Raw genomic sequence first — 23,579 nt, forward strand, 5'->3', positions numbered from 1 at the left:
CCGGCGACCCCTCGCCCGGGCGGCAGCGGGGGTGCGCTACTGAACACCGGACCATTTTCTTGTGACGCTCTCACCTCTCCTGGATGAACTGGGCGCACGCATCCTCTCTCTACATGATGTAGTAGCCAAGTGTGGAGAGGCTGGACATGAGCGCCCATACCGTCGACACGGGAGTGCAGCACCGCATCGCGCCCCCGTCCGCCGCCGCCCGTCCCCGGGCTTCCGCCGACGTCGGCGCCCCTCAGCAGTGGCACCGGGGTATGACGCTGATCGCCACGATCAGTCTGTTCATCGGTACCCGCTCGGCCTGGACCCAGGCAATGCTCACCCATCCGCCCGTCGCCGGGGTGATCTCCGTCTGCTACGCCGGGATCCTGCTGTGCGGGGTGCTCGCACTGGCCGTGCGGAGCCGACGGACCCTGGTCAGGGTGGACGCCGCCGTCCTCGTCCTCGCGGTGGCCCTGGTGGCGTGCGGTTACTTGCTGGACCACGCCGGCACCGACGAGGGCGCGCTGACCGCGCAGGCCGCGAGCGAGATCGCGCACGGCCGTCCCATCTACGGACAGCCCTGGCCCTGGCTGTTCGGCACGTCGAAGTCCGCCCTGACCAAGACGATGTCCGGCGGAGCGGACTACACCTACGGCTATCCGCCGCTGACAGCCCTGCTCGCCGCACCGCTCCACGCCGTCCTGCACTCGGCGGAGGCCGCCAACCTCGTCACCACCGCTGCCCTGATCGCCGGCTCGGTCACGCTGTGGCTGCTCCTCCCGGCCCCCTGGCGGTCGGCGGCCACCGCCGTCTGCCTCGGCTTCGGCATCCTGCCCGGCTACGCCCGCTCCGGCTACCCGGCCATCGTCGCCCTCGCTCTCCTCGTCCCGGTGACGGTCCGCTGGCCGGCCAGCGGCGCGGGCGGGCGCCTGGGACGGAGCGGGGTGCTGCGGGCGGTGTGCCTGGGCGCGGCCTGCGCCGCTCAGCAACTCGCCTGGTTCTTCGCCCCGTTCCTGCTGATCGGCCTGTACGCGGTCCGTCGCTCCGAACTCGGGGCCCGGCCCGCGACGGCTGTGGTGGGCCGTTTCGCCGGCGTCGCCGCCCTGACGTGGGCCGGCATCAACGCCTACTTCGCCGCCCAGGGCTTCTCCGCCTGGCTGCGGGGACTGCTGCTGCCGATCACCCAGAAGGCGATCCTGCACGGCCAGGGACTCATGGGCATCTCCTACTACTTCACCGACGGCAGCAGCCGCCTGGACTACTACTCCTACGCCAGCATGCTGCTCCTCGCCGGGCTGCTCACCGCGACCGTGCTGTTCGCCCGGCGTGTGGGAACGGCCATCACCGTCCTGCCGTGGCTGTCCTTCTATCTCGCCACCCGTTCGCAGGACGGCTACTTCCTGATGATGACCCCGCTGTGGCTGGCGGCCGCAGCGACCGTTCCCGCCTCCTCGCTGGCCTCCGCCTGGCAGCCCCGTGTGTCCCGCGCCATCGGCCGCCGCGCCAAGGCGACCGTCGCCACGGCTCTCGTCGCTCCTGCCGTGCTGTGCACCTCAATCGCCGCCGCCAGCCCGCCGCCGCTGCGCATGACGCTCACCACCCGCGTCAGCGACCGGTCTCACCCGGCCCTCTCGTCCGTGACGGTGCGGGCGGTCAACACCACGGGCACCGCCCTCACCCCGCACTTCGCCAGCCGCATCGGCCAGGGCGCCTCCAATTGGTGGACCATCGCCTCCGGGCCCACCGCTCTCGCCCCGCACACCACGGCCGTATACGTCGTGCGACCGGCCGGTGGTCACCGCGCACTGCCGGGCGCGCATGAGCGGATGTATCTGATCGCCGTCACCGGAACCCCCATGACGATCAGCACGGCCCGCATCGAAGCCACCGCTCACCCGGGCGATGGCGCCCTCCGCTCCGGGTAAGGGTGATTCGACCGGCTTCGCCAGGTAGGCAGCCGACCGTCCGCCCAGTGCGGGCGCCGTCGCCGATCGACAGCCGGTGCAGCCGGCTGCCGATCAGGGCCGGTCGGCCGTTGCGGCAACAGCGGCCACGGCCACGCGGTACGGGCGATCCCGACCATCCAGCTCCCTCGACCCCTCGTCGCCGTCCCCACCACCGCGGTCCTCCTGCTGCGCCGCTTCAGCCGGGGTGTCGGGCTCCTGCGCGGGTTCGCTTGGGCCTGGCGCCGTCATCTCAAGGCACCGCCTGCAACTCCCACACACCACCTGCAGAACGTGCACGGCACGGTTCGCCGTCAGCCTGCCCGCTGGGTGACCCGGTCGCGCTCGCCGGTCTCCGGAGGCAGGGACGGGACGGGGCCCGGGCTGCGGCGCTCCTGGACGTGGGCGTACCCCATCAGGCCGATGAGGACCGCCAGCAGCACGGCCGAGGAGCCCGCCGTACCGAGGTCGAGGCCGCCCTTGGCGACCGGCTTGGTGAGGAAGTCACCGGCGGTGGCGCCGAGCGGACGGGTCAGCACGAACGCGAACCAGAACAGCAGCACATTCGGCACCGCGGGCAGCTTCATCAGGGCCACCAGCACCAGCAGGACGCCGGTCACGAGCGCCGCCCCTCCGGCGTAGCCGAGGCCCGAACTGTCGGACAGGAAGTCGCCCATCGACGTGCCGAGCGTGTTGGAGACTAGGATCGCCGACCAGAACAGTGTCTCCCCTCGGAAACTGACGATGTCACGAATGACGAACGTCATTCCGGACAGCTTCCACACGGCGAAGATGACGACCAGGATCGAAATCAGGATCGCCGCGCCCGTCGGGTAGCCGAAGCCCAGGCCCTGCGGCCCCCAGCCCAGTGAAGTGGCGTCATTCGCAAGGTACTTGGCGCTGGCGTCACGGTTCATGAAGTCGGACATCGTGGTGCCGGCCATGCTGGTCGACAGGATGACCGTCCAGTAGAAGAACGGGTTGTAGCGCCGGGAGCGCAGCTGCACCACGAGGGTCACCACGAAGATCAGGAACAGTGCGATCGTGGTGAGGAAGTAACCCAACTTCAGGGTCTGGGCGAAAAGGTCACCCCCTGTCTCGCCCAGGGTGGTCGCCGCGATCTTCATGATCCAGAAGGCGAGGGTGGCCTCGGGCAGCTTCTTCATCGCCGACTTGGCCGTGGTCACGGTCCCCTGCTGCGTACTGGCGACGTGGAGTTCGGTGGGGGCTTCCGGAATCTCCAAGGTCGGACACTCCTGTTCGGTGGGGGGTGTGGCAGGGCGCCCGTCCCCGTGAAGGAGACCGGCGCCCTGTGACATACGAGCCGACCGCGGAAGACGGCCGTGGTGTACGACCCTTTCGGTAAATTCCTGAACGCTTCCTGAACGCCTCCCGAGCCGTTCAGGCCGCCTGCCGCGCCGCGCGCGCAGGGTCAGCGACGTCCTTGCGGGTCACCATCAGATACACCACCAGGCCGAGGATGACCGCCAGAAAGAGTCCGCTCGTGACGACGGTGCCGAAGCCGAGGCCGCCGTCGCCGGTGGGCTGGGAGAGGTAGTCGCCGATCGAGGCGCCAAGAGGGCGGGTGAGGATGTAGGCGACCCAGAAGCTCCACACCGCGTCCAGGCCGAGGGTGAAGTGGGCGACCGCCACGGCCGCGATGGCCAGGGCGAAGAGGACCGCGGACAGCCAGTAGCCGAGATCCATGCGCTCGGAGAACAGGTCTCCGGCGGCTGTACCGAGCGCGAAGGTGAACAACACGGCCAGCCAGTAGAAGGACTCCCGGCCGGTGGTGTCGATGCTGTGGATGGACAGGGTCCGCTCCCGCCGGTACCAGACGACGAACACGACCGCGAGGACGATCGCGAACACGGTGGTGCTGGTCTCCAGCGGCACGCCCATGTTGTCGGTCAGGTTGTCGCTGATCAGGGTGCCGACGACGCTGATCAGGGCGACGGCGAGCCAGTACACGCCCGCGCGGTAGGCAGTCGTACGGAACTGGCCGACCAGCACGACCGCGAGCAGGGCGCTCATCAGCACCGACACGCCGGTCAGGCCCAGGCCCGCCTTCTCGTTGAGCAGGTCGGCCGCCGTCTCACCGACCGTCGTGCACAGGACCTTGATGATCCAGAAGTAGACAGTGAGGGAAGAAAGCCCCCGTGAATCCGAACGGCTGAGCCTTCACCACTCACGGCCTCCCCGGCACCGCGCATCGGCTCAGTCCGCGTTGGGCCGGGCGAGGCCGTGGTCGTAGGCGAAGATCACCGCCTGGATGCGGTCGCGGGCTCCGATCTTGGCGAGGACGCGGCCCACGTGGGTCTTGACGGTGGACTCGGACAGGACGAAGCGGGTGGCGATCTCGCCGTTGGTCCAGCCCTTGCCGATGGCGACGAGGATCTCGCGCTCGCGGTCGGTGAGGGAGCCGATTCTCGCGTCCTCGGCGGAGTCTCCGCGGTGGGCGGGGACGTACTGGGCGAACTCGGCCAGGAGGCGGCGGGTGAGGGCGGGCGCGATGACGGCGTCGCCCACGGCAACCGCGCGGATGCCGGCCAGGAGTTCGTCGGGGCGCGCGTCCTTGAGGAGGAAGCCGCTGGCGCCTGCGCGGATGGCGGCGTGGACGTATTCGTCGAGGTCGAAGGTGGTGAGCACGAGGATGCGCGAGCGGTCGCCGGCGGCGACGATGCGGCGGGTGGCCTCGATGCCGTCCATGCCGGGCATGCGCACGTCCATCAGGACGACGTCGGGGCGCAGTTCGGCGGCCTTGCGGACGGCCTCGGCCCCGTGCGCGGCCTCCCCCACGACCTCTGTCTCCGGGACGGATTCCAGCAGCATGCGGAAGCCGAAGCGCTGCAGCGGCTGGTCGTCCACGATGAGCACGGTGGTCACCGGGCACCGCCCTGGGGTGCGAGGTCTGTCAGGTCGAGTACGGCCTCGACGCTCCATCCGCCGCCTGCCGCCGGTCCCGCGCTGACGGTGCCCCCGTACAAAGCCGCTCGTTCCCGCATGCCCACCAGGCCGTGTCCTTCCTCGTTCGGCGGTCCGGGCGGTGCGGCCGGACCGGTGTCCTGGACCCGGATGGTCAGTCGGCTGTCCTCAACGAGGATCGCCAGGTGCACCCGGGTGTCGGTGTCGGCGTGCTTCAGGGTGTTGGTGAGGGCTTCCTGGACGATGCGGTACACCGTCAGCTGAACGCCGCCGTCCAGGGCGTCGGCGTCGCCGGAGGTCCGGTAGACGACCTCCAGTCCGGCAGCACGCACCGTGGCGCACAGGGCGTCGATGTCGGCAAGGCCGGGCTGCGGGCTGAGCTCTGGCCCGCCCGGGGGCGCGCCCGCCGCCTCGCGCAGCACGCCGAGCACGCGCCGCAGCTCGCCGAGGGCCTGGCGGCCGGTGTCGCCGATGAGCTGCAGGGCCTCCTTGCCGCGTTCGGGTGCGATGTCGGTGGCGTAGGCGCCGGCATCGGCGAGGGTGATGATGACGGACAGGTTGTGGCCGACGATGTCGTGCATCTCGCGGGCGACACGGGTGCGTTCGGTGGCCGTGGCCAGCCTGCTGCGCTGGTCGCGCTCGATCTCCAGGCGGGCGGCCCGGTCGCGCAGTCCGGCGAGCTGGGCCCGGCGGATGCGGATCATCAGGCCGAGCGCGAGGGCCGCGGTCGCGGTGCTCAGCAGGAAGAACAGCGCGTCCCAGACGGACACGGCCGAGGACGCGCGTACAGCGACCAGCACCATGGCGCCCGCCATGACGGCGCAGGCCCACGCCAGCTGTCGCAGCTTTCCGTGCAGGGCCAGGCTGTAGAGGGCGACGAAGAGAGCGATGTCCGCGCGCAGTGCGGCGCCGATGGACCACTGGAGGACGAAGACCGCCGCGATGGCGGCGAATGCTGCCAGGGGTCTGCGCCGCCGCCACAGCAAGGGGAGAACGAGTCCGGCCTGCAGCGCCAGCATGCCCGCGACGGGCAGTTGGGTGAAGGCGAGCCGGAACCGGCGCGGACCGTCGCCGTCGCCGGCACCGTGATGGAGCAGGTCGGGCAGGCAGAACATCAGGAAGACCACGACCACGACTGCGGTGTCCAGGACCCACGGGTGGGTCCGGTCTGCATGCCGCAGCCGCTGGCCGCCCCGGGACAGTCGGGCGACCAGCGGTCCCATTCCGCTGAGGTCATCGGTGGTCACGGATGTCACGCTGCCATGGTGCAGGTGTCAGACGTCGCTGCGCGCGAGCCGGTACGCCGCGCCCGCCAGCGCCAGCGCCGTCCAGCACAGGAAGACCAGCAGCCCGGCGCCCGGCGACAAGGTCGTGGAGTCGTGCGTGAGGGCGAACATCGACTCCCCCGCGTTGGACGGCAGGTAGGGGCTGATGTCGTCCTGCCAGGAGCTCGGCAGCAGGGAGATCAGGCCCGGGACCAGCATCAAGGTGGCGACCAGTACCGAGATTCCGCCAGCCACCGATCGCAGCAGGGCCCCGAGGGCCGTGCCGATCACGCCGACCAGGCCGAGGTAGAGCCCGGCGCCGAGCAGACTGCGTACGACACCGGCGTGCGAGAGGCCCATGGCAGCAGGCGTACCCGAGACGATGCCGCTGCCGATCAGGAAGGCGACGAAGGCACCCAGCGTCCCCACCACCAGCGCGACCAGCCCGAACACGGCCGCCTTGGACCACAGCACGGGCAGCCGGCGGGGCACCGCAGCGAGGGTCGAGCGGATCATGCCGGTCGAGTACTCCCCCGCCGTGACCAGCACGCCGAGCACGCCCAGGGCCAGTTGAGCGAAGTTCGTGCCGAAGAGGGACAGGCTGACGGCCGTGGACGTGGCGAAGTCCCGGTCCGTGTGGCCGGAGTTGATCCCCGACTTGTAATGGCTTGCGGCGATCAGGCCGAAGGCGACGAGGAAGAGCAGGCCGAGCCCCAGAGTGATCCAGGTCGAGCGCAGGGACCACAGCTTGGCCCATTCCGAGGAGAGCACGCGCCGTCCGGTCACCCGGTAGGCGGGGCGGGCGGGGGCCGTGCGGGGTTCCTCGGCGGTGGCGGTGAGGGTGGTCATGCGGGCCTCCCGAGGGTCTCGATCCCGGTGGTGGAGCCGTGGTACTCCACGGCATCCCTGGTCAGCTCCATGAACGCCTCCTCCAGCGACACGGTCCGCGTGCTCAGTTCGAACAGCGCGATCCCGTGCTCGGCCGCCTTCAGCCCGATCTCCCGTGCGGTCAGTCCGGTCACCTGCAGTTCCTCGGAGCCGATCCGGCCGGTGACGTCGACGCCCGGTCCGGCCAGTACGTCCCGCAGCCGCGCCGGGTCCTGGGTCGCCACGTTCACCGTGTCGCCGCCCGCCTCGCGGATCAGGTCTCCCACGGTCGTGTCGGCGAGCAGTCGCCCGCGACCGACGATGATCAGGTGGTCGGCCACCAGGGCCATCTCACTCATCAGGTGCGAGGACACGAACACGGTCCGGCCCTCGTCGGCGAGCCTCTTGAGCAGGTTGCGGATCCAGAGCACGCCCTCCGGGTCCAGCCCGTTGACCGGCTCGTCCAGCATCACCGTCTGCGGATCGCCCAGCAGCGCCGCCGCGATGCCCAGCCGCTGGCCCATCCCGAGGGAGAAGGCGCCGGCCCGCTTGGTCGCCACGCTGCCCAGCCCGGCGAGGTCGATGACCTCCTCGACCCGGCGGCGCGGGATGCCGTGGGTCAGCGCGAGGGCCCGGAGGTGGTTGTAGGCCGAGCGGCCCGGGTGGATCGACTTCGCTTCCAGGAGGGCGCCGACTTCCTGGAGGGGTGCCTGGTGACGGGCGTAGTGGTGGCCGTTCACGGTGACGGAGCCGCTCGTCGGGGCGTCGAGGCCGACGATCATGCGCATGGTCGTGGACTTTCCCGCGCCGTTGGGTCCCAGAAAGCCGGTCACCGTGCCCGGCTTCACCACGAAGTCCAGCCCGTCGACGGCCGTCTTCTCGCCGTACCTCTTGGTCAGCTGCCGTGCGTCGATCATGCGCGTTCTTTCTGTCGGCCTCCGGCGTCCCACGTTTCCGACGCCGTACGGCAACGCTAGGAGCCGAGTCGCCCGATCCGGTGGTACCGGGAGGCTGAACCGCGCCGAGCGCGTAGTACCGGGGTACTACGCGGCTACCAGTGGTGCCTTCCGGGTCCGTCGGCTCCGTGGTGGTCGCAGCAGCCGTCCGGCCGTGGCGAAGGGTGCCCTGCCCACGCCGCTCCCGGCGCCCCCGCGTCCGCGGCACACTGGGCACGTTGTGCGCTGTCGACCAGGCTCTCGCTCTCCGAGGCGGCGTTGGCCAGGCTGGCGCAGCACAGGGTGAGCAGGAGGGCGCCCGCCACGAAGGGCAGGGTGCGGCGCGGTGGCGGCGGGGCGAGCAGGGCCTGCACCCGCTGGGGAACCGCGCCGCCGGTCGCGGCCAGGGTGGCGGGGCGGGAGGCTCCGGCTGAGGCGAGAGCCGCCCGCCCGACGGCGCGGGCGACGACCGTACGGCTGCCGATGCGGGCCGCGGCCTCCTCGTCGGCCCATCGCTCCAGTACGAACCCGCCGGCCTCGGCCAGCGGTCGCAGCAGCGGGTTGACGGCCGCGGCCAGCCGCCAGACGGTCTGGAAGAGGTGGTGGCGGCCGCGGAGGTGGGCCCGTTCGTGCGCCAGGAGGGCCTCGCGCTCCGCGTCTCCGAGGCAGCGCAGCATCCCTCGGGAGACCACGATCCGTCCGGGTGCACCGGGCAGCGCGAACGCCTGCGGGGCCTCGTCGTCGAGTACGGCCAGTTCCATGTCTCCGGGCACCCGGCCGCATTCCCGCCGGGCCCACAGGACATGGCGGACCTGCCGCACGGCTGCCACGCTCAGCGCGACGAGTCCCGCCGCCAGGGTCAGGGCGCTCATGGCCGCGACGGCCAGGGAGACCGGGTCCTGGCTACGCAGCGTGGTCACCGACCAGTGGCCCTCCTCCGCGATCTCGGGGATCTGCGCGAACCCGGTGAACGCCAGCAGGGCCAGTGAGCCGAGCCAGCCGGTCGCCGTCACGAGTGCCGCACACGCCAGGAACCAGGCCGCGGGCCGCGGTGCCGGTCGCCGGGCCGCCCGGGGGGCGATCACGGCGAGGACCACGGTGACCAGGAGGGGAATGTAGACGCTGATCCTCACCGGCTCACGGCCCGTCGTCGCCGCGCCCGGCGTCCTGCTCGCCCAGCAGACGCTGCAACAACTGCTCGTCCTGCTGCGAGAGTTCGGACACGAAGCGGGTGAGCACCGCCTCCCGGTCCGAGCCGCGCTCCAGCAGGGAGTGCATCCGTACTGCGGTCTCGGACGCCTCGTCCCGGACGGGCGCGAACGCGTATCCGCGGCCCGCGGGGTGACGTACGAGCATGCCCTTGTCGTGCAGGCGCGACAGGATCGTCAGCACCGTCGTGTAGGCGAGGTCTGCGGGCAGCCGTTCCTGGACCTGCCGTGCGGTCAGCGGCTCGTCCGCGGCCCACAGGGCGGCGAGGACGCCGCTCTCCAGCTCCCCGCGAGCCCTTCTGCCGCTCGCCCTGCCGCCTTCGTCGTTCTTCCGGTCGCGCACCGTTCGCCCACCTTCCCGCTCGGCGGCCCAGCCTACCGGCGGAGCTACTACGGCTTGTAGAAAGCCGACGGGTTCTCCACCACGAGATCTACTACATCTTGTACGAGTCCACCTACTACATGTTGTAGAGTTCGGCCGCCCACTCCACCCGCGGAGGAACGAGCCCCCATGCCCTACCTTGGAAGTTCGGTGCATCTGCGCGCCCTGGCGGCCGCCACCCTGCACCCCGAGCCACTGCTGCCGCCCACGGCAGGGGCCGAGCGCGTCGCGATCGTCTCGGCGAGCATCGGCGCCGGCCACGACGGCGCCGCCGCCGAACTGGACCGCCGGCTCACCGCTCGTGGCCTCACCGTCGACCGGTTCGACCTGCTGGATCTGCTGCCCGCCCGGATCGGACCGCTCGTCCGGGACGGCTACCACCGGATGCTGGTCCGAGCCCCCTGGGCCTACGAGCGGGTCTACCGGAGCACCGAACGCGCCGGTGGCGGCGGGCCGTTGGCGAGGGCGCTGCTGCGCACCGCCGAGCAGCGCATGCTCAACGCGCTGCACCCCGACACCGGCGCGGTCGTGTCCACCTATCCGGGAGCCAGCCGGGTCCTGGGTGGCCTGCGACTCCGCGAGCGATTGGCCGTGCCCGTCCTCACCTACCTCACCGACTTCTCCGTGCACCCACTGTGGGTCGCGGACGGCGTCGACGTGCATCTCTCCGCACACGCCGTGCCCGCCGCCCAGGCGCGAGCCGCCGGGGCGCGGGACGTTCGCATGTGCGGTCCGGTGGTGGATCCGCGGTTCCGTCCCGGCGGCGTGCGGGAGCGCGACGCGGCCCGGGCCCGCTTCGGGCTGCCGGAGAACGCTCCACTGGTGCTGCTGGTCGCCGGCTCCTGGGGCGTGGGACCGGTTCGGCAGGTCGCCCTGGAGTTGCGCGACTGCGGTGCCGCCGTCCCCGTGGTCGTGTGTGGCCGTAACGAGGCACTGGCCGAGCAGCTGCGCGCGGACGGCATCGAGCACGCGTACGGCTGGGTCGACGACATGCCCGCCCTGATGCGCGCCGCGGACGTCCTGGTCCAGAACGCCGGCGGGCTCAGTTCCCTGGAGGCGTTCGCCACCGGCCTGCCCGTCGCCAGCTACCGGTGCATACCGGGCCACGGGCCGGCCAACGCCGCCGCGCTGGAGGAGGCCGGCGTGGCGGCCTGGATCCGCGATCCGGCCCGCCTCAAGCCCGTGCTCCGCGACCTGATCGACGGCCCGCTCGGACTGCGCCAACGCACGGCAGGGCTCGCCCTCTTCGCCGCCGAGCCCGACGGCGGACCCGCCGCGGAGACAGCGCGCGTCCACCGCTCGGGACTGCCGCCGCTGCCTCGCCGACCAGCCGCACGACGCCGTCGGCCCACGGCGCGTCGGCTCGTCGCCACCACCGCCGTGGCGTGCGCAGTGTGGACGTGCGCGGTCGGCACAGGGATCGCGACGGCGTACGACGGCCCGGGCGTGCTGCACGCCATCGGACACGGCCTCGACCTGGACGACCCGCACCCGGGCCACACGCCCCGCCCGGAAGGCCACCACGCGTGACCGCCGCCCGCCTGATGCGCACCGCGGCGCTCGCAGCCCTGCCCGCCCTCATAGCGGCCCATGCGGCACCCGTCGTCTCCACCTTCGGACCGCTGCGCAACCGCTCCATGCCCCGGCTCTCGGGCCGGGGCCGCCCGGATCACATCGCCCTCACCTTCGACGACGGACCCGATCCACGCTCCACCCCGCTCTTCCTGCGGGTCCTTGCCGAGCGTCAAGTCCGGGCGACATTCTTCCTGTTGGGTCGCGAGGCGCACCGCTCGCCCGGCCTGGTCCGCGAGATCGCCGCGGCGGGACACGAGATCGGCATCCACGGCTGGCTGCACCGCCCGCTGCTGCTGCGAGGCCCGCGGGCCACGTACGACGACTTCGCCCGCGCCCGCGACACCGTCGCCGACATCACGGCGCAGCGGCCCACGCTCTTTCGGCCCCCGTACGGCGTCATGTCGACCGCCGCCCATCTGGCGGCCCGGCGCCTCGGGCTCACCCCCGTGCTGTGGACCTGCTGGGGCGAGGACTGGACCGCCCGCGCCACACCGGACTCCGTCCAGCGCACCGTCACGTCCGGCCTGGACGGCGGCGGCACCATCCTGCTCCACGACTCCGACTGCACCTCCGCCCCGGGCGCCTGGCGCTCGGCCCTGGGAGCCCTCCCCCGCATCCTCGACACCTGCGAGCAACGGGGCTACGACGTCGGCCGGTTGCGCGACCACGGCCGACCCCAACGGTCCTGATCGACGTGCGCTTCAGGGGCGGTGGCGTTCGCGTTCCAGGGCAGTTCGTTGTTGTTCGTAGGTCATCGGGTTCGCCGCGTCCACCCTGCTGCTCGTGCTGGCCCACCGGTTCTTCACGACCGCGCGCACCGAGTACGTCACGCGACGGGCCCCGCGGGTGCTGTGCGAGGGACAGCCGCCGGACACCGAACTGATCGTGGCCGACTCCCCGCCCCCGAGGCGTTCGCCATCCCGGCAGGCGCGGGATCACCGGGCGGGATCCTGGTCACTCCTCGCGTCGGTCATGGGAACGTTTCCCACTCCGCCATCGTCTACAGTTGAGTAGACCGTCTACAGAATTGTGGTCGCTTGTCGGGTGGCTCCCCTGCGGTGCATCCGGCGGTCCGGACGAAAGACGAAGAGGCTCTCGACGATGACCACAGCCATACACCTATCGTCGCATCTCGCTGTCAATGTGCTGGATGCGCGCTCCCTGCTGTCCGCCTTCGGCGTGCTGGGCGTGGGTGTGGTGCTGTTCGCCGAGACCGGGATGCTGATCGGTTTCTTCCTGCCGGGCGACTCGCTGCTGTTCACGGCCGGTCTGCTGTGCACCGGGAGCGCCGACCGGGGCCTGAAGATGTCGCTCGCCCCGCTCCTGGTCGCCGCGGCGGTAGGCGCACTGGCGGGCTCGCAGTGCGGCTATCTCCTGGGCCGGAGAATCGGCGGCGCCCTGCTCACCCGCAGCCGCTCGGCCCGCCTGCATGAGGGCGCGCAACGCGCGGAGCAGCTGCTGGAACGCTACGGGCATGCGAAGGCGATCGTGCTGGCCCGCTTCGTGCCCGTGGTGCGCACGGTCCTGAACCCGATGGCGGGCGCCCTAGGGGTGCCGGTGCGGACGTTCACCGTCTGGCAGGTGACCGGCGGGCTGGTGTGGAGCCTGGGTCTGACCGTGGCGGGCTACGCGCTGGGCTCCTCCGTACCGAATGTGGACCGGTATCTGCTGCCGATGGTCGCGGGAATCGTGGCCCTGTCGTTGATCCCGCTCGCCTCCGAGGTGCGCCGCTCGCGCCGGGCCGCGAAGGCGAAGGAGGCCCGCGGATGATCCTCGCCTTCGACGGCTCGTCCATCGACGGCTCCGCCTACACGGACGTGGTGGGGCTCGCTCGCCGCTCTCCAGCATGGCTGGATGACGTGGTGTCAGCCTGGTCGACGTACGCACTCGCCCTGTTCGCCGTGCTCATGGTCTTCGGCTGGTGGCGCGCTCGGCGGGCGACCGCCACCGCGTCGGTTACGGCGCTCGCCGTACCGTTCGTGGTGCTGGTGGCCTACGGAGCGGACGTGGTGCTGAAACCACTGGTGCGGGAGAACCGCCCCTGTCAGAGTCTGCGGGTGGCCACGCTGGAGGCATGTCCGGCGCCCGGCGACTGGTCCTTTCCCAGCAACCACGCGGCCATCGCCGCCGCGGCGGCCATAGCCCTGCTGTTCGTCTCGCGTCGGCTCGGTGCGGTGGCCGCGGTGGCGGCCGGCGTGATGGCGGCCGCGCGGGTCTGGGTCGGCGCGCACTACCCGCACGACGTGCTGGCCGGAGTTGTGGTGGGCGCCCTCACCGTGCTGCTCGTCATGCCGACGCTGCGCAGGCATGCACAGACCCTGGCGCTGCGGCTCACGGCCACCCGGCTGCGTCCGCTGCTGGCAGCATCATGAAGCGCAGCGACGTCGCCGAACTGGCCGGGAGTTGCAGTCTCGGCGCGTGGACGGCGTTCGGCGTGCTGACCATGGTCGTGGTGGGCCACGACGGCAAACCATTGTTCGCGGACAGCGACCTTCTCACCTGGTCCGTCAGCCACCGCCCGGACGTGGCGGTGGCCTTCGCCCGCGGGCTGACCGCCACCGGGACGGGGATCATCCCGTTCGCGCTGGCCGCGCTGGCCGGAATCGTCGCGGGCCGCAGCCTCCGGCAGCGGGCGCTTGCCGTCGCGCTCAGTCTGGCCGTGCTCGGGACCGGCCAGGCGCTGCGGTACGGGGTGATGATGCTCGTCGGCCGGCCGCGGCCGCCCCAGGCCGACTGGGGCACGCACGGCTCGGGATGGGCGTTCCCGTCCGGTCACACGACCACGGCGGCCCTCACCGCGGGACTGCTGATCATCGCCGTTCTCGTGCGCGGCCCGAGAGGCAGGACTGCGCTCACCGTGGTCATCGGCGGCTGGGGCGTACTGGTCGGGCTGACCCGGATCTATCTCGGGGTGCACTGGTTCACCGACGTCGTCGGCGGCTGGCTGTTCGCCCTCGGCTGGCTGGGGGTGTGCCTGTGCGCCGTGACCTGGTGGCTTTCCGGGCGATGGACCTCCGACACGACTGACACGGGCATAGCGCACGGGACGAAGGGGCCGTTGGGCACAGCGGCAGACCGAACGGCCCTGGCACGACATCAGAGGGAGGACCATGCGCCGGACGATCCTGATCGTCGAGGACGATCACGCCCTGCGTGACGTGCTGATGCGCGGGCTGCGCGACGAGGACTTCGACACCGTTCCGGCGCCGGACGGCGCCAGCGCCCTGCGGCTGGCCACCCCCGAGATCTCCGCCTGCGTGCTCGACATCGGGCTGCCCGACGCCGACGGCCGGGACGTGTGCCAGGCGATGCGCGCGAACGGGTTCCTCTCCCCCGTCATCTTCCTGACCGCCCATCACCGGCTCACCGACCGGTTGTCCGGGTTCTCGGCCGGAGGCGACGACTACCTGCCCAAGCCGTTCCACCTCACCGAACTCGCCGCCCGCCTGCGGGCAGCCCTCAAACGGGCGGCGCCCCCGCCCGCCGCCACGACGGGAGACCTGACGTTGGACGCCGTGCGGCACGTGGTCGACGTCCGAGGCACCCGAGTCGATCTGACGCCGACCGAGTTCCGTCTCCTGGCCGCGCTCATGGCCGCTTCCGGCGGCATCGTCCGCCGCCGCGAGCTGGTCCGGGCGGGCTGGCCCGAAGGAGCCCAGGTCCACGAAAACACCCTCGACCAATACCTGACCCGACTGCGCCGCAAGCTGCGCGAGGCGGGCAGCGACCGGACGATCGGCACGGCCCGCGGGATCGGCCACCGCCTCTCATGAGCGACAGCGGCCACAGGACGCGGCCTGACGCGGCTGCTCTCCTCCACCGCCTGGCACCCCGCACGCTGCGCGGCCATCTCAGCCTCGTGGCCCTCATCACGGCCGCGCTGCTGATGCTGGTCCTCACCGTCGCCTTCAACGCCGTGGCCCAGCACCGCCTCCAGCACCAGGCGGACGACGAGCTGCACACCCGCGCCGCAGCCGTGGCGGCGACCATCGACAACAACAGCCCGACGGTACGCATCCTGGAGACCTCCCACGACGAACTCCTCGACACCAACGTGTGGATCTACGCCGGCCGGCACCTGCTGGAACAGCCGCCGGCCGCCGGCCCCCTGACCCGCGTCGCCGACGCACTTGCCAGACCAGGCGGGCGGCGCTGCGTCACCACCGACGTCCATGGCCACCTCCGGCTGTGCTCGCACCCGGTCCCGGGAGGAAAGAGCGCGGCCACAGTGGTCACCGCGCTGGACCTCTCTCCCTACCGGAGTTCGGCCGACACCCTGCTGTTGGGATCACTCGCCCTGGACGCCGTCATGCTCGCCTGCACCTACGCCCTGACGCGGCTGGCGGTCGGCCGCGCGCTGCGCCCTGTCCGTACGATGACCGACCAGGCCACCCAGTGGAGCGCCGTCGCCTCCGAAGAACGCTTCGGCGGCGTGCGGCACCCGGCCGAACTCGCCCGCCTCGGTACGTCGTTGGACGCCATACTGGACCGCATCCGCACACTTCTGCGCCACGAGCGGCAGCTCACCGGGGAACTCTCGCACGAGCTGCGTACGCCCCTGAGCCGGATCATCGCCGAACTCGACTGGTGGCAGACCCGGCCCCGCACGACCGACCAAACCCAAGCCACCCACAAGGTCATCGCCGATGCCGCCGAGTCCATGCGCATCATCTGCGACACCCTCCTGGACGACGCCCGGGGCGGCGCACTCACCGCTCCAGGCACCACCGAGGTCCTTCCCACACTGTTGCGTGTCGCCGAAGTCCTGGACGTGCCGAGCCATTTGACGCTCACCACCGATGGCCCGCCTCTGGTGGCCGGAGTCCCATCCGCCCTCCTCGAACGCATCGTCAGCCCGCTCCTCCTCAACGCCTGCCGGTACGCCCGCTCCGGCGTCACCGTCCGCGCGTACCGCGCACCCGACGGCGTACGCATCGACGTCGTCGACGACGGTCCCGGCGTCCCGCCCTCGTTCGCCGGGCAGCTCTTCGAGCCGGGTCAACGCGCGGATCCCGGTGACGGCCACGGCGGAGCGGGCCTCGGGCTGCCGCTGGCGCGACGCCTCGCCCGCGCGGCAGCAGGCGAGGTGGAGTACGACCCCGGGCACAAGCCCGGGGCCCAGTTCGTGGTCAGCCTGCCTGCGGGGTGAGGCGGCCCAGGCAGTATCGGGCTATCCCGGCATGACGTCGTGCTGGATGTCCTTGCTAGACGCGGCCAGATAGCCGACGAACCCGAGGATGGCCACCGTCCAGGACAGCGTGACCGGCCCCAGGCCCAGGCCGAGCCCGCCCCGGCCGTGGCCGACGGCCATCCAGTCGGCGACGGAGGCACCGAGCGGGCGGGTCATGACGTATGCCGCCCAGAAGGCGACGACCGCGTTCAGGCTGCCCCAGCGGTGAGCGACGGCGGGAACGGCGATCGCGGCGGCGTACAGGACGGCTGATCCCAGGTAGCCGAGTCCGATCGTGGCGGTGAGGTCGCCCGCGGCGGTACCCAACGCGAACGTGGCCAAAACAGCCGCCCAGTAGAAGGTCTCGCGCCGCCGGGTGTGGATGCTGTGGATGGACAGGGTGCCTTCGCTGCGATACCAGAGGACGAACACCGCGGCCAGCGCGGCCATGAAGAACGGGGTCGAGAGCGTATAGGGCACACCGAGGCCGACGTGCAGGACGTCGGCGGCCATCGTGCCGAACACGCTGACGATGACGATCGCCGTCCAGTAGATCCAGGCCACGTATCTCCGGACGGCGAACTGCACCGCCAGGGCGACCACCAAGGCGATGCCGCCGAGGCCGACAGCAGGAATCGGGCCGAGCAGATGGGCCAGAAAGTCGGAGGCCGTCTCCCCCATGCCGGTCGTCAGCACCTTGATGATCCAGAAGTAGACAGTCACCTCCGACACCTTGCTCGCCGCGTGACGGACGTGGCCCGCGGGCCGGTTGTGAGTGAGGTGATCAGTCGACATGACAGGCACGATGACACGGTGCCCGGCCGCCGCCCCAGAGCCCTTTGCCAGAGTTTTGGCGCTTCTGGAACCTGAGTTGCCCAAGGCTCCGCCGAACCTGAACACAACCTGAATGCGGTGGCCGATGGGCTGGTCAACAGCGTGCGGGCGGTGTTATTGGCGGTCCTCCGCACCCAGACGGCAGAGGAACAGGAACGCAGCAACTGGGCCGGAGCCCGACAGCGCTGGACGGGAACCTGTCCCCCCGGCCGCCTCTGCAACGTGTGCCGGCCTGGCCATCGGAGAAGACTGGTACGTACGACTGGATGGTGAGACGCGATGCGCGGTCGCGTCTCGCGTCGTGGTGCAGGGGATCAAGCGTTGGGCGTTCCGGTACGAGGCTCCAGCTGATCTTCGCCGACCCGGCGGTCCACGAGGCGTTCTGCTGAGACGAGTTGAGCGACCGGTCGTGCGGAGCCACCGCAACCGCCTGCGGATTCGGGCGACTTGATCGGTTACACCACCCGGCGGAACGCCATCCGATGCACGCGGCGTATCACGAGGAACTGGACTCACTCACCGGCGGAGCGCCTGACGCATCAGTCGCCCGGTGATCCGCCGGGCTGCGAACTCGGTGCCGGCGACGAAGCGCAGCATCGGCCCGAACGTGGGTGCCGCGAGATCACCGCCGAACTGCGGGAGACGGGCGAGTTGGTCAACCACAAGAGGGTTGCCCGCATCATGGGCCAGGCCGGCCTGGCAGGGCTGCGGCTGCGGCTGCGGCTGCGGCTGCGGCTGCGCAGGAAGCACCGCACCACCATTGCGGACCCGGCCGCCGCGAAGGCAGCCGACCTCATCTGCCGCGACTTCACCGCCGCCGCTGTGAACACGAAGTACGTCGGCGACATCACCTATCTCCCGCTGACCGGCGGGAAGTTCCTGTATCTGGCCACGGTCATCGACCTCGCCTCCCGGCGTCTGGCCGGCTGGGCGATCGCCTGCCACATGCGCGCCGAACTGGTCACCGACGCCCTGGCCGCTGCCGAGCGGTGCCGCGGCAGCCTCGCCGGCGCCGTGATGCAGACCGACCACGGCTCTCAGTACACGAGCCGGGTGTTCGCCGACGCCTGCCGCCGGGCGGGCATGATCCAGAGCATGAGCGCCGTGGGCAGTTCGGCGGACAACGCACTCGCCGAGTCCTTCACCGCCACCTGCAAACGGGAGACGCTCCAGGGCCGCAGCGCCTGGGCCGACGAGCGCGAAGCCCGCCTCGACCTGCTCCGCTGGCTGCACCGCTACAACACCGTCCGCCGCCGCTCCAGCCTCAGCGCAGTCCCATCACCTGTGAGACATTTGCCGCGAGGGGTGGTCTGCCCGCCTGCCGCAAGGCCAGAAAGCGGCTCATCGCAGTAGAGGGTGTAGTCGGGGTCTGAAGCCGCCGGTGTCAAGCAGGCTGCGCGTGATGTAGTTGGTCAGGCTGCGGAAGCCGAGGGCGGTGCCGCGCAGGTGTTCGAGTCGGCCGTTGATGGCCTCGGTCGGGCCGTTGGACATGCCGGGTCGGTCGAAGTAGGCCAGCGGCGCGCTGTTTCGGTGTTCTGCCGAGTCGACTCAGTTCGGGCAGTCCGGCCTGGACGCCGTGGCTGATCGTCTTGATGACGGCGGTGAGTTCGGCCTTGCCGGCGCGGCGGTCGGGTTGCCGGTAGGCGGACACGGTGGCGTTTGGTCGATCAGGCGCGGTCGTGGAGCGTGACCTGGTAGCCGTCGGGGTCGGCGAAGGTGAAGGTCCGGCCGAAGGGGCCGTCGATGGGTGCGGAGACGATGGTGTGGCCGTCGGCGACGAGCGCGTCGTGGATGGCCTGGACGTCGGTGGCGTGGAGCCAGATCGCGGCACCGATGCCGGGCTGGGCGACGGATGCGAGGTCGGTGCCGGGAATGACGTCGCGGAGTGCGAACGCGATCGGTTTCGTCTCGAAGACGACGGCGTGCGGAGGTCCGGCCGGCGAGCGGACGAGGCCCAGGTACTGCTCGTAGAACGCCTGCGAAGCGTCGAGGTCGCGCACTTGGAGCGAGATGAAGTCGGGGCCGGTGGCGGGCATGATGACGCTCCTTCTTTTCGTGTCAGTTTTCTGACACGCATCAACTTATGTCAGAATGCTGACATGAGTCAAGAAGGTGTCGGCGTCGACCTGGAGACGTCACTGGGCTACCTGCTCAAAGAAGCGTCGAGCGCCCTGCGCGCGGCCATGGAGGAAGTGCTGCGGCCGCTCGGGATGAGCGTGACGCACTACTCCTGCCTCGAGCTGCTGGCGCAACGACCGGGCTTGTCGAACTCCGAGCTCGCGCGGGGCGCGTTCGTGACACGGCAGACGATGAACGTGCTACTCCAGGCCCTGGAACGAGACGGCTACGTGACCAGGCCTGCGGAGGCACCCGTCGGGAAGGTGCTTCCCACGCGGCTCACGCCTCGCGGCCGAGGAAGCCTCGAGAAGGCGAGCGCAGCCGTCCGTTCCGTCGAGGCCAGAATGCTGACCGGCCTGACCGAGACCGAGCAGTCAGACGCGTTCCGGATCCTGCAGAGCATGATCCATTCCCTGCGCGGTGACAACGAGGGTGCATAGCTCGTTCCGCGGCGCACGTCTTGTCGCGCTCGGACAGGAGTGCAGCCGAGCCTGAAATCCGTGTCGGCGACCTCGAAAACCGACAGACCCCGACTGCACCCTCTACTGCGAAGAGCCGATTCGGCTCTTCGCAGTAGAGGGTGCAGTCGGAGGTGTTGGCGGGTAGGCGTCGAGGTCTTCCAGGATGGAAGTTCCTACACTGCCCATCCGAAAGACCTCGACATGCTCCACGCCATCTTCGCTGCGCCCGGTCTGACCACGTTCGGCCGTCTCGATGAACTCGGTCTGGAAGCCGTCGGGCAACGCCTTCAGCCAAATCAGGCGGTGATCGAGTGCGGGCACCCAGCCGCGTTCACCGATTGGCGGCCAGCACTGCCGCGAGGCCCTCTTGCAGGTCTTTGACGAAATACTGGGGAACCTCCAGCGATGGGAAATGTCCACCGTTTTCGGGCGACCTCCATCGGACGATCTGTCGGTACCGCTCCTGCGCCCAGGGGCGCGGACACTTCTCGATGTCGCGGGGATACATAGTGATTGCTGACGGGACGTCGACCCGAAGTTCGGGATCGAGCGAGTTGTGGCTTTCGTAGTAAATGCGGGCCGCCGATGCGCCGGTCCGCGTCAGCCAATACAAGGTGACGTCGTCAAGAACGCGGTCTATAGAAATCGTTTCGAACGGGCTGTCTTCGGTGTCTGACCACTCGGCGAACTTGTCAAGGATCCAGGCAAGAAGCCCGACCGGTGAGTCGACGAGCGAGTAGCCGATGGTCTGCGGTCGGGTCGCCTGCTGCTTCGCGTACGCCGCGCGGTGGCGCCAGAAATCGCGGGTTTCCTCGGTCCACTTGCGCTCGGCCGCCATCAGCCCGTCCGTTGTCAACCCGGGCGGCGCCTCCGCGAACAATGTGTGGATACCGAGAACGTGCGCCGGGAACCTGCCGCCGAGAACCGTGGTGATATTGCCTCCCCAGTCGCCGCCGTGGGCCAGGAAGTTGCCGTAGCCGAGCCTTCCCATCAGTTCCACCCATGCGGCCGCGATCCTTTCGGTTCCCCACCCGGTGGTGGCCGGCTTGTCGCTGTACCCAAAGCCTGGTAGCGACGGGACCACGACGTGGAACGCCGGCGCGTCTGCATCTTTCGGATCTGCCAGCTCGTCTACTACATCGATGAACTCAGCAATGCTGCCTGGCCAGCCGTGCGTCAAGATCAGAGGAGTGGCATCTGCGCGCGCGGATCGGCGGTGCAGGAAGTGGATTCCCAGATCATCAATGGTCGTGCGGAACTGGCCGATCCGGTTGAGGCGCGCTTCGAACGACCGCCAGTTGTACCCGGTGCGCCAGTAGTTCACGACACCGACGAGATCGGCGAGAGGAACGCCCTGTTCCCATCGGCGAGGGTCGGGCTCGGCGCGATAGACCGTCTCAGCCTCCGGTAGTCGCGCCGCGGCCAGTCGCGCGCGCAGATCGTCGAGGTCAGCGTCAGTTGCGTGGGCTTCAAAGGCTTGCACGTCGCTGGTTAGAGGGGGCATGAGACCTCCTGGCCATCGTGGAACCGGCTACGAACTGTTGCGAACCGTCTAAGGCGGTTCTAGCAGTTCTCCGAGCCACCCTGCAACCGGCTAAGGTGGTTCCATGCGTGCTGGGTTCCCTGACTTCCGCCTCGGTAATGTGCTGGCGACCAGCTTCACGGGGACTCTGTCGGAGCGTCATGGCGACGCTGTGGAGCGCATTCCCACGCCGCACCGGCTCGCCGACTGGCTGGCGGTGAACGGCCTCGCCGTGGACTCCTGCACCACTGCCCAGCTCGACCTCGCTCGGGAGCTGAGGGAGTCGATTCACGCCGCCGCGACAGCGGCCGCGATCCAGGACGCTCTGCCTGCGTCTGCTGTCCAAGTCATCAATGACTGCAGCGCTCAGGGTCGGGCCCCGGCGATCCTGACGCCCGAGGGTAAGCGGCGATGGCGGCTCAGCTCGGCTTCCTGCGTGGAAGATGCCCTCAGCGTGATCGCCGCCGACGCGATCAGCATCATCGCGGGCGAACGAGACGGGAAATTGGCCTTGTGTGCCTCACCAACCTGCCAAGCCGCATTCTTCGACACCAGCCAAAGCCGCACCCGCAAATGGTGTGACATGAACACGTGCGGGAATCGTCAGAAGAAAGCGCGCTTCAATGCCAACCAGCGCAAAAACCCCAGATCAGCGGAGTGATCGTTACCCTCGGTACATCCAAGTAGGCCCTACGCCTGCGACACATCTGTCGCGTTGGGTGCACCCCAACGGCACCACCAAGAGCCATCCGTCGCCTTCGATCAACGTCCTCAATCAGTACGTCTACGTTTACTGATCGGCGACGTTCATCGGCTCTTCGCAGTCGGGGTGTTGGCGGGTAGGTGTGAGATCAGTCGGTCACTCGGCCGAGACGACCTTCGTCCACGGATACATGAAGAGCATCTCCATGTCGAAGGCGAGAAAGATCATCGTGACCGGGTACCAGCGGACGTGGAACCGGGACAGAGCGTGCTCCTGCGGTGCGAGGCCTCCGCTGAACGGGCCTGTCTGCAGAGGTTCGCGGACCGCCCGCAGTGCAATCGAGGCGGCGTGCAACAGGACGATCGCCGCGACGACGAGCACCAGGAGCACCAGTACCGATTGCCAGTCGGAACTCTCCACTCGGCCCCTTCCCGTGACGGGCTCCGCACCCGGTCACCGCCGTGACGCATCATGCCAATCACGCGCTGTCGGCGGAACGTGCGACACCGCGATCAACGCCGTGTCTCCCGGAGCGCCCATGAGGCGGCGGCCGAGGCGTGTCAGCCGACTTCGATCCGCTGCTCCATGCCGAGCCCCTTGTGGTTGCTCACGGGGCAGTACAGCTCGTAGCTGCCCTTCTTGAGGGTCACCGTCACCTCTGCCTTTTCACCGCCCTGGATGGTCTTGGTCTTGGCTTCCGGGATACCGGGCCCCTCGATTTCCAGGGCGTGCGCGACCTTTCCGGTGTTGTCGGCGGTGAAGGTGTAGGTGCCCGGGGCAAAGGAGTTCCGGGACAGTTTCAGCCCGTACTCGGTCTCGGTGACTGTCACCTGTGTACCGGAGCCGGCCTTGCTCGTGGCGGCGCTTCCTGATTCGTTCGCCTGACCGCCGCCGCCTCCGTTCGAGCAGGCTGCCAGGACGAGAGCGGCGGAGAACGCCAGCGCAGTCGTACGGAGTGCAACTCGTGTCGAGATCGCCATGTGGCTCATCCCCTTCGGGGTCCACTCGCGAGCCGCCGGGCTTGTCTCCGTCTGCCACGAGAGGCCCTCTATGGGAGATACGGACATGAGGAGCACCCCGTTCAGGACGCTGACCGCGCATGAGGACTACTCCTTGAGGTCGAGCCCACTGGCCGACGGACCTGGCGACGGAGAGCGCCCGACCTTGACCTCCGGTCGGCGGCCGACACCACCCTGAGTCCTAATTAACTTAGTAGCAACGGTCCTCGGATCGTCGACGGCAGCACCGTCCGCGGAGTCGGGTGTGCGAAGGTCCGCGCTGTGGTGCCGTGGCCGAGACGGATCCTGTTCCGGCGTATGGAGCAGCTGGAGCCCAGCGCGGCGGAACAGGCGCCGCCGGGATATCACGATGACAAGGACGCGAGCCTCAAACGGCTCCGCCGCGTCGAGGGCCAGGTCCAGGGTCTGCAGCGCCTGGTGCAGCAAGACCAGTACTGCATCGATGTGCTCACCCAGGTCGCGGCCACCACCAAAGCCCTCCAGGCGGTGGCTGTGCACCTGCTGGAAGACCACCTCGAGCACTGCGTCCAGAAGGCTGTCACAGCGGGAGGGGACGAGGCGCGGGACAAGGTGGCCGAGGCTTCACAAGCCGTCGCCCGCTTCTTGCGCACCTGACCTTCAACTGAGTTGCCAGGCCGAGGCCGGAACGTCTGGACACCTCTCA

26 protein-coding genes and 2 pseudogenes are annotated in these 23,579 nt (G+C 69.9%); 12 read left to right on the plus strand and 16 right to left on the minus strand.

Going from position 1 to position 23,579, the window contains the following annotated elements; genetic code table 11:
* Positions 1–146: 146 nt before the first annotated feature.
* Positions 147–1,913, plus strand: a complete 1,767-nt coding sequence (locus tag OG303_RS03045) for a hypothetical protein (RefSeq protein ID WP_405864441.1) — start codon at positions 147–149, stop codon at positions 1,911–1,913.
* Positions 1,914–2,245: 332 nt separating this feature from the next.
* On the opposite strand, the gene OG303_RS03050 is transcribed toward OG303_RS03045, so the two are convergent.
* From OG303_RS03050 to OG303_RS03085, 8 genes are all read right to left on the minus strand, one after another.
* The gene (locus tag OG303_RS03050; RefSeq protein WP_405864443.1) at positions 2,246–3,175 is read right to left on the minus strand and encodes a hypothetical protein; all 930 of its coding nucleotides are present in this window, start codon (positions 3,173–3,175) and stop codon (positions 2,246–2,248) included.
* A gap of 157 nt (positions 3,176–3,332) precedes the next feature.
* On the minus strand, positions 3,333–4,058 hold the full coding sequence (locus tag OG303_RS03055; RefSeq protein WP_405877054.1) for a hypothetical protein: 726 nt from the start codon (positions 4,056–4,058) through the stop codon (positions 3,333–3,335).
* Between the two features lie 90 nt (positions 4,059–4,148).
* Positions 4,149–4,817: a response regulator gene (locus OG303_RS03060; RefSeq protein ID WP_405864445.1), complete on the minus strand. Its 669-nt coding sequence runs from the start codon at positions 4,815–4,817 to the stop codon at positions 4,149–4,151.
* Positions 4,814–6,103: a sensor histidine kinase gene (locus OG303_RS03065; protein ID WP_405864447.1), complete on the minus strand. Its 1,290-nt coding sequence runs from the start codon at positions 6,101–6,103 to the stop codon at positions 4,814–4,816. The genes OG303_RS03060 and OG303_RS03065 overlap by 4 nt, the downstream gene beginning before the upstream one ends.
* Before the next feature lie 27 nt (positions 6,104–6,130).
* Positions 6,131–6,970 (minus strand): ABC transporter permease, encoded by an 840-nt coding sequence (locus OG303_RS03070; RefSeq protein ID WP_405864449.1) that lies wholly within the window; start codon positions 6,968–6,970, stop codon positions 6,131–6,133.
* Complete coding sequence (locus tag OG303_RS03075; RefSeq protein ID WP_405864451.1) at positions 6,967–7,905, minus strand: ABC transporter ATP-binding protein; 939 nt, start codon at positions 7,903–7,905, stop codon at positions 6,967–6,969. Before OG303_RS03075 ends, OG303_RS03070 begins: the two co-directional genes overlap by 4 nt.
* A gap of 134 nt (positions 7,906–8,039) precedes the next feature.
* Positions 8,040–9,056: a M56 family metallopeptidase gene (locus tag OG303_RS03080; protein ID WP_405864453.1), complete on the minus strand. Its 1,017-nt coding sequence runs from the start codon at positions 9,054–9,056 to the stop codon at positions 8,040–8,042.
* A 4-nt stretch (positions 9,057–9,060) separates the two neighbouring features.
* A complete protein-coding gene (locus OG303_RS03085) occupies positions 9,061–9,474 on the minus strand; it encodes a BlaI/MecI/CopY family transcriptional regulator (protein ID WP_405864455.1) in 414 nt (137 codons plus the stop codon).
* 168 nt (positions 9,475–9,642) lie between these two features.
* On the opposite strand from OG303_RS03085, the gene OG303_RS03090 reads away from it, so the two are divergent.
* The 7 genes from OG303_RS03090 to OG303_RS03120 all read left to right on the plus strand — a co-directional run bounded on the left by OG303_RS03090 (position 9,643) and on the right by OG303_RS03120 (position 16,237).
* On the plus strand, positions 9,643–11,043 hold the full coding sequence (locus OG303_RS03090; protein ID WP_405864457.1) for an MGDG synthase family glycosyltransferase: 1,401 nt from the start codon (positions 9,643–9,645) through the stop codon (positions 11,041–11,043).
* Positions 11,040–11,777 carry a polysaccharide deacetylase family protein gene (locus OG303_RS03095; RefSeq protein WP_405864459.1) on the plus strand — a complete coding sequence of 246 codons (738 nt, stop codon included), beginning with the start codon at positions 11,040–11,042 and terminating at the stop codon, positions 11,775–11,777. Before OG303_RS03090 ends, OG303_RS03095 begins: the two co-directional genes overlap by 4 nt.
* 412 nt (positions 11,778–12,189) lie before the next feature.
* Entirely contained in the window at positions 12,190–12,858 is a 669-nt protein-coding gene (locus OG303_RS03100) for a DedA family protein (protein WP_405864461.1), read from the plus strand.
* Positions 12,855–13,460 carry a phosphatase PAP2 family protein gene (locus OG303_RS03105; protein ID WP_405864463.1) on the plus strand — a complete coding sequence of 202 codons (606 nt, stop codon included), beginning with the start codon at positions 12,855–12,857 and terminating at the stop codon, positions 13,458–13,460. The genes OG303_RS03100 and OG303_RS03105 overlap by 4 nt, the downstream gene beginning before the upstream one ends.
* Positions 13,457–14,245 (plus strand): phosphatase PAP2 family protein, encoded by a 789-nt coding sequence (locus tag OG303_RS03110; RefSeq protein WP_405864464.1) that lies wholly within the window; start codon positions 13,457–13,459, stop codon positions 14,243–14,245. Before OG303_RS03105 ends, OG303_RS03110 begins: the two co-directional genes overlap by 4 nt.
* Positions 14,199–14,861, plus strand: coding sequence for a response regulator transcription factor (locus tag OG303_RS03115; RefSeq protein ID WP_405864466.1), 663 nt, complete (start codon positions 14,199–14,201; stop codon positions 14,859–14,861). The genes OG303_RS03110 and OG303_RS03115 overlap by 47 nt, the downstream gene beginning before the upstream one ends.
* Positions 14,858–16,237, plus strand: coding sequence for an ATP-binding protein (locus OG303_RS03120; RefSeq protein WP_405864468.1), 1,380 nt, complete (start codon positions 14,858–14,860; stop codon positions 16,235–16,237). Before OG303_RS03115 ends, OG303_RS03120 begins: the two co-directional genes overlap by 4 nt.
* Positions 16,238–16,258: 21 nt before the next feature.
* On the opposite strand, the gene OG303_RS03125 is transcribed toward OG303_RS03120, so the two are convergent.
* Complete coding sequence (locus OG303_RS03125) at positions 16,259–17,053, minus strand: hypothetical protein (protein WP_405864470.1); 795 nt, start codon at positions 17,051–17,053, stop codon at positions 16,259–16,261.
* Positions 17,054–17,608: 555 nt separating this feature from the next.
* Positions 17,609–17,755: a hypothetical protein gene (locus tag OG303_RS03130; RefSeq protein ID WP_405877893.1), complete on the minus strand. Its 147-nt coding sequence runs from the start codon at positions 17,753–17,755 to the stop codon at positions 17,609–17,611.
* Between OG303_RS03130 and OG303_RS03135 the strand changes: the two genes are divergently transcribed.
* Entirely contained in the window at positions 17,726–18,445 is a 720-nt protein-coding gene (locus OG303_RS03135; RefSeq protein WP_405877056.1) for an IS3 family transposase, read from the plus strand. The genes OG303_RS03130 and OG303_RS03135 overlap by 30 nt on opposite strands.
* On the opposite strand, the pseudogene OG303_RS03140 reads toward OG303_RS03135, so the two are convergent.
* Together OG303_RS03140 and OG303_RS03145 are read right to left on the minus strand one after the other, a co-directional pair.
* Positions 18,434–18,743, minus strand: a pseudogene (locus OG303_RS03140) (transposase); the annotation flags it as partial. The gene OG303_RS03135 and the pseudogene OG303_RS03140 sit on opposite strands and share 12 nt — an antisense overlap.
* 16 nt (positions 18,744–18,759) lie before the next feature.
* Positions 18,760–19,128, minus strand: coding sequence for a VOC family protein (locus tag OG303_RS03145; protein WP_168512773.1), 369 nt, complete (start codon positions 19,126–19,128; stop codon positions 18,760–18,762).
* Positions 19,129–19,191: 63 nt separating this feature from the next.
* Between OG303_RS03145 and OG303_RS03150 the strand changes: the two genes are divergently transcribed.
* The gene (locus OG303_RS03150) at positions 19,192–19,650 is read left to right on the plus strand and encodes a MarR family winged helix-turn-helix transcriptional regulator (RefSeq protein WP_405864472.1); all 459 of its coding nucleotides are present in this window, start codon (positions 19,192–19,194) and stop codon (positions 19,648–19,650) included.
* A gap of 102 nt (positions 19,651–19,752) precedes the next feature.
* Here OG303_RS03150 and OG303_RS03155 read toward each other — a convergent pair whose 3' ends face one another.
* Both OG303_RS03155 and OG303_RS03160 read right to left on the minus strand, forming a co-directional pair.
* The gene (locus OG303_RS03155) at positions 19,753–19,992 is read right to left on the minus strand and encodes a hypothetical protein (protein WP_405877895.1); all 240 of its coding nucleotides are present in this window, start codon (positions 19,990–19,992) and stop codon (positions 19,753–19,755) included.
* 10 nt (positions 19,993–20,002) lie between these two features.
* Positions 20,003–21,175 carry an epoxide hydrolase family protein gene (locus tag OG303_RS03160; RefSeq protein WP_405864474.1) on the minus strand — a complete coding sequence of 391 codons (1,173 nt, stop codon included), beginning with the start codon at positions 21,173–21,175 and terminating at the stop codon, positions 20,003–20,005.
* A gap of 103 nt (positions 21,176–21,278) precedes the next feature.
* Here OG303_RS03160 and OG303_RS03165 point away from each other — a divergent pair, with 103 nt between their 5' ends.
* Positions 21,279–21,854 carry a CGNR zinc finger domain-containing protein gene (locus OG303_RS03165; RefSeq protein WP_405864476.1) on the plus strand — a complete coding sequence of 192 codons (576 nt, stop codon included), beginning with the start codon at positions 21,279–21,281 and terminating at the stop codon, positions 21,852–21,854.
* 210 nt (positions 21,855–22,064) lie between these two features.
* On the opposite strand, the pseudogene OG303_RS03170 reads toward OG303_RS03165, so the two are convergent.
* Positions 22,065–22,316: pseudogene (locus OG303_RS03170) on the minus strand (NADH-quinone oxidoreductase subunit A); the annotation flags it as partial.
* A 140-nt stretch (positions 22,317–22,456) separates the two neighbouring features.
* Positions 22,457–22,876 (minus strand): plastocyanin/azurin family copper-binding protein, encoded by a 420-nt coding sequence (locus OG303_RS03175; RefSeq protein ID WP_405864478.1) that lies wholly within the window; start codon positions 22,874–22,876, stop codon positions 22,457–22,459.
* A 336-nt stretch (positions 22,877–23,212) separates the two neighbouring features.
* On the opposite strand from OG303_RS03175, the gene OG303_RS03180 reads away from it, so the two are divergent.
* A complete protein-coding gene (locus tag OG303_RS03180; protein WP_405864480.1) occupies positions 23,213–23,530 on the plus strand; it encodes a metal-sensitive transcriptional regulator in 318 nt (105 codons plus the stop codon).
* Positions 23,531–23,579 lie beyond the last annotated feature (49 nt).

Origin of the sequence: Streptomyces sp. NBC_00005, from assembly GCF_045160215.1 — a bacterium.
Lineage (GTDB): Bacteria > Actinomycetota > Actinomycetes > Streptomycetales > Streptomycetaceae > Streptomyces.

What these genes read in the sequence shown, in the direction of transcription:
- OG303_RS03165 (WP_405864476.1), top strand. Translation starts at nt 21,279, where the DNA reads ATGCGTGCTGGGTTCCCTGACTTCCGCCTCGGTAATGTGCTGGCGACC.
- OG303_RS03105 (WP_405864463.1), top strand. Translation starts at nt 12,855, where the DNA reads ATGATCCTCGCCTTCGACGGCTCGTCCATCGACGGCTCCGCCTACACG.
- OG303_RS03120 (WP_405864468.1), top strand. Translation starts at nt 14,858, where the DNA reads ATGAGCGACAGCGGCCACAGGACGCGGCCTGACGCGGCTGCTCTCCTC.
- OG303_RS03125 (WP_405864470.1), bottom strand. Translation starts at nt 17,053, where the DNA reads ATGTCGACTGATCACCTCACTCACAACCGGCCCGCGGGCCACGTCCGT.
- OG303_RS03075 (WP_405864451.1), bottom strand. Translation starts at nt 7,905, where the DNA reads ATGATCGACGCACGGCAGCTGACCAAGAGGTACGGCGAGAAGACGGCC.
- OG303_RS03150 (WP_405864472.1), top strand. Translation starts at nt 19,192, where the DNA reads ATGAGTCAAGAAGGTGTCGGCGTCGACCTGGAGACGTCACTGGGCTAC.
- OG303_RS03175 (WP_405864478.1), bottom strand. Translation starts at nt 22,876, where the DNA reads ATGGCGATCTCGACACGAGTTGCACTCCGTACGACTGCGCTGGCGTTC.
- OG303_RS03145 (WP_168512773.1), bottom strand. Translation starts at nt 19,128, where the DNA reads ATGCCCGCCACCGGCCCCGACTTCATCTCGCTCCAAGTGCGCGACCTC.
- OG303_RS03180 (WP_405864480.1), top strand. Translation starts at nt 23,213, where the DNA reads ATGGAGCAGCTGGAGCCCAGCGCGGCGGAACAGGCGCCGCCGGGATAT.
- OG303_RS03100 (WP_405864461.1), top strand. Translation starts at nt 12,190, where the DNA reads ATGACCACAGCCATACACCTATCGTCGCATCTCGCTGTCAATGTGCTG.
- OG303_RS03070 (WP_405864449.1), bottom strand. Translation starts at nt 6,970, where the DNA reads ATGACCACCCTCACCGCCACCGCCGAGGAACCCCGCACGGCCCCCGCC.
- OG303_RS03160 (WP_405864474.1), bottom strand. Translation starts at nt 21,175, where the DNA reads ATGCCCCCTCTAACCAGCGACGTGCAAGCCTTTGAAGCCCACGCAACT.
- OG303_RS03045 (WP_405864441.1), top strand. Translation starts at nt 147, where the DNA reads ATGAGCGCCCATACCGTCGACACGGGAGTGCAGCACCGCATCGCGCCC.
- OG303_RS03115 (WP_405864466.1), top strand. Translation starts at nt 14,199, where the DNA reads ATGCGCCGGACGATCCTGATCGTCGAGGACGATCACGCCCTGCGTGAC.
- OG303_RS03090 (WP_405864457.1), top strand. Translation starts at nt 9,643, where the DNA reads ATGCCCTACCTTGGAAGTTCGGTGCATCTGCGCGCCCTGGCGGCCGCC.
- OG303_RS03110 (WP_405864464.1), top strand. Translation starts at nt 13,457, where the DNA reads ATGAAGCGCAGCGACGTCGCCGAACTGGCCGGGAGTTGCAGTCTCGGC.